Origin of the sequence: Pseudomonas sp. NBRC 111119, assembly GCF_001320125.1 — a bacterium.
Classification (GTDB): domain Bacteria; phylum Pseudomonadota; class Gammaproteobacteria; order Pseudomonadales; family Pseudomonadaceae; genus Aquipseudomonas; species Aquipseudomonas parafulva.
Genome location: NZ_BCAV01000074.1, coordinates 1 through 9,577, shown reverse-complemented (window position 1 = coordinate 9,577; position 9,577 = coordinate 1). Strand labels below are relative to the sequence as shown.

Genomic DNA, 9,577 nt, shown 5'->3' with positions numbered 1-9,577 from the left:
CTTAAACTATCGCGCACTTAGAAGCGAGAGCGAGAGCGAAAGCAAGAGCACAGGCGGCGCATCGCGAGCTGCGCTCGCTCCTACAGGGTTCCGGTAGGGCGAGTGTGGCATCACTTAATTACCAAAGGCCCGCCCCAACCCACCCGGCACACCACTACTGTCCGTAGCCTGCCAAGGCCCATTCGGGCTCAACGACCAACTCCACCCATTATCAAACCGGTAATAAGTGCGCTGCCGATAAAACGTATTGGGCTGCTTATCCAACACATAAACCCCCAACTTCGGGTCCCAATGGCTGGCCCCACCCGGCGGCGGTGCAAAGCTCGCCGACGTGCGCGGTACCGGCTTCGGCGCCGGCGCCGGCTTGCCCACCGGCGTGGAAGGCTGCCCACCCGGCAAGGGCTTGATAACCGGCCCCTGCGGAGGCGGCGCCCGGTCCACCGGCGGCTCCGGCTGGGTCGCCGGGCCATGCCCCGTACAGGCAGACAAACCCAAAGCCAGGGCAATCAAGGTCAGGCGTACGGAACTGTGCATGGCAAGGCTCTCTTACAGGTCAGGGCTGTCGATCGTCAGATGCTGGGTGGCCTGGGTCGCAACTGGTAAAGGGGCACCTTGCCCACGCCATTCACCACGGGTGGGCTGGCCACCCCTCGACACCCGTGCAACCAGTTGGACTTCGGCGAAATCCGACAGTTTCATCTGCGGCATCATCGCATCGGCGTCCGTCAACTCCACCTCGATCGGCAATTGCGCCACCGTCACCCGCTTCGCCGCCAGCGGCATGGGCGGGCCATTACTGGCGCGGGCAAAGATGAATACCGTATCGTCCGGCCGTACCTTGCCCTGCAAGGCAGGCGCCAGTTCGACCCTAACCTTCAACCGTGCTGTGGCCGGCGCCGGCTGGGACGCTTGGCCAGCAGCACCCCCCAAGCGCTCGGCGGCGCGGTCGATACCGCCCTGCAGCGCGGCACGCGAAGCGTCGCCTTGTGGCAACTGCGCCAACAGGCGCTTCCAGTAATCGATGGCCTCCTGGTAGCGCTCTCCCTCGAACGCGGCGATACCGCGCAGGCCCAGGCTGGTGACCTCGTTGGGGTCGGCCTTCAGCGCCTCATCGGTCAACGCCTGCACCTGCGGGCTCCACTGCTTGTCGGCGGCAAAGTACAACGCCTGCGCCCACTGCCCCAACAACTCAGGCTGCCGCCCCGCCAAACCCACGGCGTGCTCGAAGGTGCGGGCGGCATCCGCGGGCCGTTGTTCGGCCATGTAGGCACGGCCCAGGAAATACACCGCCTCGGCAGAGTCCGGCTGGGCCTGCACCACCCGCTCCAGGCGCGTGGTCATCTCGTCCATCGACTTCGGCGCCTGGGCGAATTCCTGGGTCAGGGCTACTTTGTCGGCAGCGCCAAAGTGCAGGTACAGCCCCAGGGCCATCAGCGGCACCAGCACCGCTGCCAGCAGTGGCAGGGCTTTACCCAGGTGGCGCAGGCGCGCGGGCTCGGCACCCTCGGTGTCGGCCAGCAGCTCGCGCGCGGCCTCGTCCCGGCCCTGGTCCAGCTGCGCACCGTCCAGGACACCAGCGGCTTGCTGGGCAGCAAGCTCGGCCACGCGTTCCTGATACAGCGCCACGTTCAGTGCGGTACGGTCTTCTTCCTGCTGCCGACGCCGGCCACGCAGGATCGGGATCAGCAAGAAGCTGAGAGCGGCGAGCAACAGCAGGCCCGCGCTAAGCCAGAATTCAGTCATGGGTGCGTTCTTTTTCCAGCAGTTTGGCCAGACGCTCACGCTCGTCTGCAGACAGTTGATCGGTGCCCTGCACAGCCGTCACGCGGCGCCGACGCACAATGATCGCCAGCACCACGAAGCCACCCGCCAGCAACAGGCCGGGGCCGAACCAGAGCAGCCAAGTGCGGCCGCTGAGGGCCGGCTTGTAGCGCACGAAGTCACCGTAGCGGTCGACCATGAAGTCGACGATCTGTTGGTTGCTCTGGCCCTCGCCAAGCATGCGGAAAATCTCCCGGCGCAGGTCGGCTGCAATCGGGGCGTTGGAATCGGCAATGTCCTGGTTCTGGCACTTGGGGCAGCGCAATTCCTTGGTCAGTTGCTGGTAGCGCTCCCGCTCGGCCTGGTCACGGAACTGATAGGTATCGATGGCCGCACTCGCCACACCGGCCACGCCCAGTACCAGGGTTGCGGCCGCCAACCAACGCCTCATGGCCGGGCCTCGTCAACCAGGCCCTGGTAGAGCGGTGCCAGTTGCTCACGCCAGACGGTGGCATCGACCACCCCCACATGTTTGTAGCGGATAACGCCCTCGGCATCGATCAGGAAGGTTTCCGGCGCACCGTAGACGCCCAGGTCCAACCCCAGGGTGCCCTCCTCGTCACGGATATCCAGCTGGTAGGGGTTGTGGAACTCGGCCAGCCACTTCTGCGCAGCCGCGTTGTCGTCCTTGTAGTTGACCCCGTAGATCACCACACCCTGCTTGGCTAGCTGGTTCAGGTAGGGGTGCTCGACCTTGCACGACGAACACCAGGTCGCCCACACGTTCACCAGCGCCGGGCGGCCCTGCAAATCAGCCTGGGTGAGCATGCGGTCGCCCTGGGACGATGCCAGGGAGAATACCGGGAACGGCTTGCCGATCATTGCCGAAGGCAGCTCTTCGGGCTTGAGGAACAACCCTTTGTAGAGGAATACCGCCACCAGCAGGAATAACGCCAGTGGCACCACCATGATCCAACGTTTCATGCAGCTGCTCCAGACACGCCCAGGGCCTCACGCACCCGGGTCTTGACCTTGACGCGGTAACGCCGGTCGAGGGCCGCCAGCACCCCGCCAAGGCCAGTCAGCAGACCGCCCAGCCAGATCCAGCGGACATAAGGCTTGATGTGCAACCGCACCGCCCAGGCACCGTTTTCCAGCGGTTCACCCAGGGCCACGTACAGGTCGCGGGTAAAGCCGGCGTCGATACCGGCTTCGGTCATCATCGACTGCTGCACGGTATACAGACGTTTCTCGGGGTGAAGCGTGGCCACTTCCCGGCCCTCGCGGCTGACCACGATGGTGCCCTTGTCGGAAATGAAGTTCGGCCCTTCAAAATGCTTGGCGCCCTGGAACAGGAAGTGGTACCCGCCCAGTTCCACGCTTTCACCCGGGGCCATGCGCAAGTCACGCTCGGCGCTGTTGTTGCTCGACAACACTACGCCCAAAGCACACACCGCCAGGCCAAGGTGCGCGACCTGCATGCCCCAATAGCTGCGGCCTAGGCCCGGCAGGCCCTTGAGCAACCCTTTGTGGCGGGTCTTGTCGAGGATATCGCGCACCCCACCCAGCACCACCCAGGCTGCCAGGGCAAAGGTGGCCAGGGCTGGCCAGTCGAAGTCGTCGACGACAAACCCTGCCAGCGGTGCCATCACTGCGCTGCCGATCAGCACCGGGGTCATCATGCTGGCCAGCCACTTGCCGGGGGTGTCCTTCCAGCGCACCACCACGCCCACGCCCAACACCAGCATCAACAGCGCCATCAACGGCAGGAACAACGCATCGAAGTACGGCGGGCCAACCGACAGCTTGGCCCCTGTCAGGGCATCGAGCACCAGCGGGTACAGCGTGCCCAGCAGAATCATCGAGGCCGCTACCACCAGTACCAGGTTGTTGGCCAGCAGCAGTGTTTCACGCGACCACAGGCCGAAGCCCACCTGGCTCTTGACCACCGGCGCACGCAGGGCGAACAGCGTGAGCGAGCCGCCCACCACGAACAGCAGGAAGAACAGGATGAAGATGCCGCGCGAGGGGTCGGCCGCAAAGGCGTGAACCGAGGTCAGCACGCCCGACCGCACCAGGAAGGTGCCCAGCAGGCTGAGGGAAAACGCCGCGATGGCCAGCAGCACCGTCCAGCTCTTGAACACACCGCGCTTTTCGGTCACCGCCAGCGAGTGGATCAGCGCCGTGCCCACCAGCCATGGCATGAACGAGGCGTTCTCGACCGGGTCCCAGAACCACCAGCCGCCCCAGCCCAGCTCATAGTAGGCCCACCATGAACCCAGGGTGATGCCCACACCCAGAAACGCCCAGGCGACGATGGTCCAGGGCCGCGACCAGCGCGCCCACGCCGCATCCAGGCGGCCACCGAGCAGCGCGGCGATGGCGAAGGCGAAGGCCACCGAAAAGCCCACGTAGCCCATGTACAGCATCGGCGGGTGAACGATCAGGCCGATGTCCTGCAGCAACGGGTTGAGGTCGCGGCCATCAACCGGCACCTGCGGCAGCAAGCGCTGGAACGGGTTGGAGGTGATGATCAGGAAGCTCAGAAAGCCCACGCTGATCATGCCCATCACCGCCAGCACGCGGGCCAGCATGACTTGGGGAAGCTGCCGCGAGAACACCGATACGGCAAAGGTCCAGCCACCCAATATGAGCGCCCACAGCAGCAAGGAGCCCTCGTGGGCGCCCCATACGGCACTGAATTTGTAGTACCAGGGCAACGCGCTGTTAGAGTTGCTGGCCACATACGCCACCGAGAAGTTGTCGGTCATGAACGCATGGGTCAGGCAAGCAAAGGCGAAGGCCAGGAACGCAAACTGGCCCCAGGCCGCGGGGCGTGCCAGGCTCATCCACAGGCTGTCGCCACGCCAGGCGCCAAGCAGCGGAATACTGGCCTGCACAGCCGCAAAACAGATGGCCAGTATCATCGCCAACTGGCCGAGTTCGGGTATCACCAGCGCCGCATTCATGGCTGCACCTGCGCTTGGCCGCTTTCCTTCAACGCCTTGGTGACCTCGGGCGGCATGTATTTTTCGTCGTGCTTGGCCAACACTTCATCGGCGACCACTACACCGTCGCCATTGAGCTTGCCCAAGGCGACAATGCCCTGCCCCTCGCGGAACAGGTCTGGCAGGATGCCGCGGTAGGTAATGGGCACCGACTTGTTGAAATCGGTGACCACAAAGCGCACGTCCAGTGAATCGGACGAGCGCTGCACAGAGCCTTTCTCGACCATGCCACCGGCACGAATGCGCGTGTCCTGGGGGGCCTCGCCATTGGCAATCTGGGTAGGGGTGTAGAACAGGTTGATGTTCTGCTGCAATGCGCTCAGGGCAAAGCCCACGGCAACCCCCACGCCGACCAGCAGGCCGACGATCAGCAACAGGCGTTTCTTGCGCTGCGGATTCACTGAATGTTCTCCCGGCGCAAGCGGCGCGCCTCTTCTTGCAGGTAGCGACGGCGGGCCAGCAGTGGCATGGCCACGTTCAGCACCAGCACCGCCACGCAAATGCCATAGGCGGACCACACGTACAAACCATGGTGGCCCATGGCAAGAAAATCACCGAAGCTGGCAAAACTCATGGTGCGGCCCTCCGGCCAAGGCTGTTTGATACTTCATCCTTGACCCAACTGGCGCGCGCCTCGCGCTTGAGCACTTCCAGGCGCATGCGCATCAGCAGTACGGCGCCAAAAAAGCAGTAGAACCCCAGTGCCGTGCACAGCAGCGGCAGCCACATCTCGGCCGGCATCGCCGGCTTTTCGGTGAGGGTAAAGGTGGCCCCCTGGTGCAGGGTGTTCCACCACTCCACCGAGTACTTGATGATCGGGATGTTCACTACCCCAACGATGGCGAGCACCGCGCAGGCCTTGGCCGCGCTGTCACGATTACTGATTGCCTGGCCCAGCGCAATGATGCCGAAGTACAGGAACAGAAGGATGAGCATGGACGTAAGCCGGGCATCCCAGACCCACCAGCTGCCCCAGGTGGGCTTGCCCCAGATGGCGCCGGTGACCAACGCTACGGCCGTCATCCAGGCGCCAATGGGCGCGGCGCATTGCAAGGCCACATCGGCCAGCTTCATCTTCCATACCAGCCCCACCACACCGGCCACCGCCAGCATCACGTAGCAGGATTGCGCCAGCATCGCCGCTGGCACATGGATATAGATGATGCGGAAGCTGTTGCCCTGCTGGTAGTCCTGGGGGGCGAAGGCCAGGCCCCAGGTGATACCGACCAGCAGCAGTACCAGCGCAGCCACGGCCAGCCATGGCAACAGGCGGCCGCTGATGGCATAGAACCATTTGGGGGAACCCAGCTTGTGGAACCACGTCCAGCTCATTTTCATCAGGGTACATCCAGGGTATTTGCCGGGCTTGAAAGCCCAGGACTCGTTATTCGCCGACGCTGATCTTCAGGCCGGCGGCGATCGCAAAGGGTGCCAGGGTGACAGCCAGGGCTGCCAGGCTGGCGAGCCAGAGCAGTTGGCCGGTTGCGGGCATATTGTGCAATGCCGCTTGCAACGCACCACTGCCCAGGATCAATACTGGGATATACAACGGCAGAATCAACAACGCCAGCAGCAGGCCGCCACGCTTGAGGCCCACCGTCAGCGCCGCGCCCACCGCGCCCAGCAGGCTCAATACCGGCGTGCCCAACAACAGCGAGCCTAGCAGCACAGGCAGGCAGTGCCCGGGCAGCCCCAGCATCAAGGCCAGCAATGGCGCCAACAATACCAGCGCCAGCCCGGAAAAGATCCAGTGCGCCAGCACCTTGGCCAGCACCATCAGTGCCAGCGGGTGCGGCGACAGCACCCACTGCTCCAGTGAGCCGTCCTCGAAGTCGCTGCGGAACAGGCCGTCCAGCGACAGCAGCACCGCCAGCAGTGCCGCCACCCACACCAGGCCCGGTGACAGGTTCTGCAGTGTCTGGCTTTCGGGGCCGACCGCCAAGGGGAACAGCGCCACCACGATGGCGAAGAACACCAACGGGTTGGCCAGCTCGGCCGGGCGGCGGAACAACAGGCGCGCCTCCCGGCGCAGCAACAGGATGAATACGCTCATGCCGCCCACTGCCCCAGGTTCAGTTCGCGGTAACCGGACGGTTTGCGGGCCAGCGCATGGTGAGTGGTCATCACCACGGTGCCGCCTTGTTCGCAGTGGTGTGCGAGGTGCTGCTCCAGTTGCGCCACGCCCTGTTTATCCAGGGCGGTAAAGGGTTCGTCGAGAATCCATAGCGGCGGGCTGGCCAGGTGCAGCCGGGCCAGGGCGACGCGGCGCTGCTGCCCGGCAGACAGGGTATGGCAGGGTACGTCTTCGAAACCGCGCAGCCCGACGGCTGCCAGCGCCGACCAGATGGCCTCGCGGCTGGCAGGCTGGTGCAACGCGCACAGCCAGGTGAGGTTTTCCTCGGGGGTGAGCAGGTCCTTGATGCCCGCCGCATGGCCGATCCACAACAGGATGCTGGCCAAGGCGTGACGCTGCTCGCCCAGAGGCTTGCCACCCAGCAGGATCTGCCCGGCGGTCGGCTGCATCAGGCCGGCCAGCAGGCGCAGCAGGCTGGTCTTGCCACTCCCGTTGGGGCCACTGATCTGCAACATGTCGCCGGGCCGCAATTCGAACGCGAGGTGCTCGAACAGCAGACGCCAGTCGCGCTCGCAGGCCAGGCCCACGGCTTGGAGGTGAAGAGTCACGGTTTCGCCTTATCGGTTGTAGGGCCCAGGGCGCACACCTGAAGCCCTGCCACTCAAGTCGCCCATCGCGCTGCCGTTATACTGGCAACCACGGGCGGGCGGCATTATTACATGCACAGCCACGCTGCCAAGAGGCTGGGTTCCACAGGTTGTATACAATCATGACTGAAATCAATAGTCTCGGCCCACAAACCGCGACCAGCGCCCAGGCAGTGAAAGCGGCCGTGACCGGCGAACTGCTGCGCCTGACCCAGGCTCAGCCGGGTTTGCTCGCCCCGGGCGAGACGGCGCAAGCCGAAGTGGTGTCCATGCGCCAGGCCGGCCAGGATTTTCAGTTGGTGTTGCGCCTGATGCAAGCCAATGGCCTGCAAACCCAGTTGCAGGCCAATGCCAGCCAGCCCCTGCCCCAGGGTAGCCAGGTGACCGTGAGCCAGCCTGAGGCCGGCCGCCTGGCCATCCTGCTGCAACAGGCCAGTGCCAGCCAGGTAGCCACCCTCACCCGCCTTGATACCAGCCAGGTGCCTATTGGTACGCTGCTACAGGGCAAGGTGCTGACCAACCAGGCGCTGCCTGCCACGGCCGACCAACCGGCCAGCTACCGGGCATTGGTAAGCCTGTTGAACACTGCTCAGGCTGGCGCCGTGCTGGCCATCGACAGCCCCCGCCCCCTGGCCCTGGGCAGTTTGCTCAGCGGGTTGGTACAAGGCGATCAGTCACTGCGCTTCGTCCCGCTCAGCGGCAGGCAGGACCAGCTCAGCATCGCCCAGCAGTTGCTTACCCAGCAGAACCGCCAGGCATCATTGCCCGGCCTGCTGAGCGCGCTGCAACAGCTGGCGAGCGATCCAGGCACCGATCCCGACGTACGCGCCAGCACCGAGCGCCTGCTGGCGGCCTTGCCGACGGCCACGCAACTGGGTGATGCCAAGGCGCTGATACAGGCCCTGAGCAACAGCGGCGCCTTTCTGGAAGCCAAGCTGCTGGCCGGTGGCGCGCCTGCGCTGGCCACCGACCTCAAGGCCAACCTGCTTCAGCTCATCGCCCAGGCCACCACCAATGCCGCGATCAACCCGCCACCGGCCACCCTGGCCGCCGCCATGCCGGCGCTGGCGCGCAATGCCCTGGGGATGCTCGAACGGGTTTCGCCCAAGCCACAGCCTGGTGGGTTTCCGCTCCCGTCCAAACTGCTCCAGGCCCTGGAGGACGAAGGCGACCTGCAAGCGCTGCTGCGCCTGGCTGCGGCGGCCATTTCCCGCCTGCAGAGCCATGCCATGAGCAGCTTGCAGCAAACCGGCACGCTGGAGAACGGCAACCTGCAGACCACCTGGCAAACTGAAATCCCCATCCGCCATGGGCAGGACTTCATCCCGCTGCAGGTCAAGCTGCAACGGGAGGAAACCCCCGAACAACAGGCCGAGCGCAAGCACCAGGCGCAGGATTCCCTGCAGTCACTGTGGCGCATCGAGCTGGCATTCGACCTGGCACCGCTCGGCCCTTTGCAGGTGCAGGCACAGCTCACCCAAGGCTGCCTGAGCGGCCAGCTGTGGGCGGAGCGGGAACGCACCGCGCGCCTGATCGATACCGAACTCGGCGCGCTGCGCGCTGGCTTGCTGGCCCGCGGGCTGCACGTGGGCGACCTGCAATGCCACCCCGGTATTGCACCGCAAGGCCCCAGCACCCGGGTGGAACAACGCTGGGTGGATGAAAACGCATGAGCCTGAAAACCCCGCGCCAGGCCATCGCCCTGAGCTATGACGGCCAACAGGCACCCACGCTCAGCGCCAAAGGTGACGACGAACTGGCCGAAGCGATCATGGCCATTGCCCGTGAACACGAAATTCCCATCTATGAAAACGCCGAGCTGGTGCGCTTGCTGGCCCGGCTGGAACTGGGCGACCAGATACCCGAAGCCCTGTACCTGACTATCGCCGAAATCATCGCCTTCGCCTGGCAGTTACGCGGCAAAGTGCCGCCCGGGTTCGATGACACGCCGGAGCCTGAGCGCGATATAACTCCGAACCTGCCGCGTTTGCCGTGGCCCTGAGGCGGCGCTGCGCACCCCATCGCGAGCAAGGCTCGCTCTCAGGGAACTACGCATAACGTGTTGATTCACCAGGAACCTGTGGGAG

At 64.8% G+C, this 9,577-nt stretch carries 12 protein-coding genes; 2 read left to right on the top strand and 10 right to left on the bottom strand.

Going from position 1 to position 9,577, the window contains the following annotated elements; translation table 11 throughout:
* Positions 1-114: 114 nt before the first annotated feature.
* Genes APH25_RS25335 through ccmA form a run of 10 tightly spaced genes read right to left on the bottom strand, consistent with a single transcriptional unit; the run spans position 115 to position 7,451 of the window.
* On the bottom strand, positions 115-534 hold the full coding sequence (locus APH25_RS25335) for a hypothetical protein (protein ID WP_082428427.1): 420 nt from the start codon (positions 532-534) through the stop codon (positions 115-117).
* A 12-nt stretch (positions 535-546) separates the two neighbouring features.
* The gene (gene ccmI, locus APH25_RS23825) at positions 547-1,743 is read right to left on the bottom strand and encodes a c-type cytochrome biogenesis protein CcmI (RefSeq protein ID WP_060483587.1); all 1,197 of its coding nucleotides are present in this window, start codon (positions 1,741-1,743) and stop codon (positions 547-549) included.
* On the bottom strand, positions 1,736-2,212 hold the full coding sequence (locus tag APH25_RS23820) for a cytochrome c-type biogenesis protein (protein WP_028633430.1): 477 nt from the start codon (positions 2,210-2,212) through the stop codon (positions 1,736-1,738). The genes ccmI and APH25_RS23820 overlap by 8 nt, the downstream gene beginning before the upstream one ends.
* On the bottom strand, positions 2,209-2,745 hold the full coding sequence (locus APH25_RS23815) for a DsbE family thiol:disulfide interchange protein (protein WP_060483586.1): 537 nt from the start codon (positions 2,743-2,745) through the stop codon (positions 2,209-2,211). Before APH25_RS23815 ends, APH25_RS23820 begins: the two co-directional genes overlap by 4 nt.
* On the bottom strand, positions 2,742-4,715 hold the full coding sequence (locus tag APH25_RS23810; RefSeq protein WP_177331222.1) for a heme lyase CcmF/NrfE family subunit: 1,974 nt from the start codon (positions 4,713-4,715) through the stop codon (positions 2,742-2,744). The genes APH25_RS23815 and APH25_RS23810 overlap by 4 nt, the downstream gene beginning before the upstream one ends.
* Before the next feature lie 11 nt (positions 4,716-4,726).
* Entirely contained in the window at positions 4,727-5,170 is a 444-nt protein-coding gene (ccmE, locus tag APH25_RS23805; RefSeq protein ID WP_028633433.1) for a cytochrome c maturation protein CcmE, read from the bottom strand.
* Complete coding sequence (gene ccmD / locus APH25_RS23800; protein WP_028633434.1) at positions 5,167-5,343, bottom strand: heme exporter protein CcmD; 177 nt, start codon at positions 5,341-5,343, stop codon at positions 5,167-5,169. The genes ccmE and ccmD overlap by 4 nt, the downstream gene beginning before the upstream one ends.
* Positions 5,340-6,107: a heme ABC transporter permease gene (locus tag APH25_RS23795; protein WP_028633435.1), complete on the bottom strand. Its 768-nt coding sequence runs from the start codon at positions 6,105-6,107 to the stop codon at positions 5,340-5,342. Before APH25_RS23795 ends, ccmD begins: the two co-directional genes overlap by 4 nt.
* Positions 6,108-6,153: 46 nt before the next feature.
* Positions 6,154-6,822, bottom strand: coding sequence for a heme exporter protein CcmB (gene ccmB / locus APH25_RS23790; RefSeq protein WP_028633436.1), 669 nt, complete (start codon positions 6,820-6,822; stop codon positions 6,154-6,156).
* Positions 6,819-7,451 (bottom strand): cytochrome c biogenesis heme-transporting ATPase CcmA, encoded by a 633-nt coding sequence (ccmA, locus tag APH25_RS23785; protein ID WP_060483584.1) that lies wholly within the window; start codon positions 7,449-7,451, stop codon positions 6,819-6,821. Before ccmA ends, ccmB begins: the two co-directional genes overlap by 4 nt.
* A 161-nt stretch (positions 7,452-7,612) precedes the next feature.
* On the opposite strand from ccmA, the gene APH25_RS23780 reads away from it, so the two are divergent.
* The gene (locus APH25_RS23780) at positions 7,613-9,163 is read left to right on the top strand and encodes a flagellar hook-length control protein FliK (protein ID WP_060483583.1); all 1,551 of its coding nucleotides are present in this window, start codon (positions 7,613-7,615) and stop codon (positions 9,161-9,163) included.
* Positions 9,160-9,492, top strand: coding sequence for an EscU/YscU/HrcU family type III secretion system export apparatus switch protein (locus APH25_RS23775; protein WP_060483582.1), 333 nt, complete (start codon positions 9,160-9,162; stop codon positions 9,490-9,492). Before APH25_RS23780 ends, APH25_RS23775 begins: the two co-directional genes overlap by 4 nt.
* Positions 9,493-9,577 lie beyond the last annotated feature (85 nt).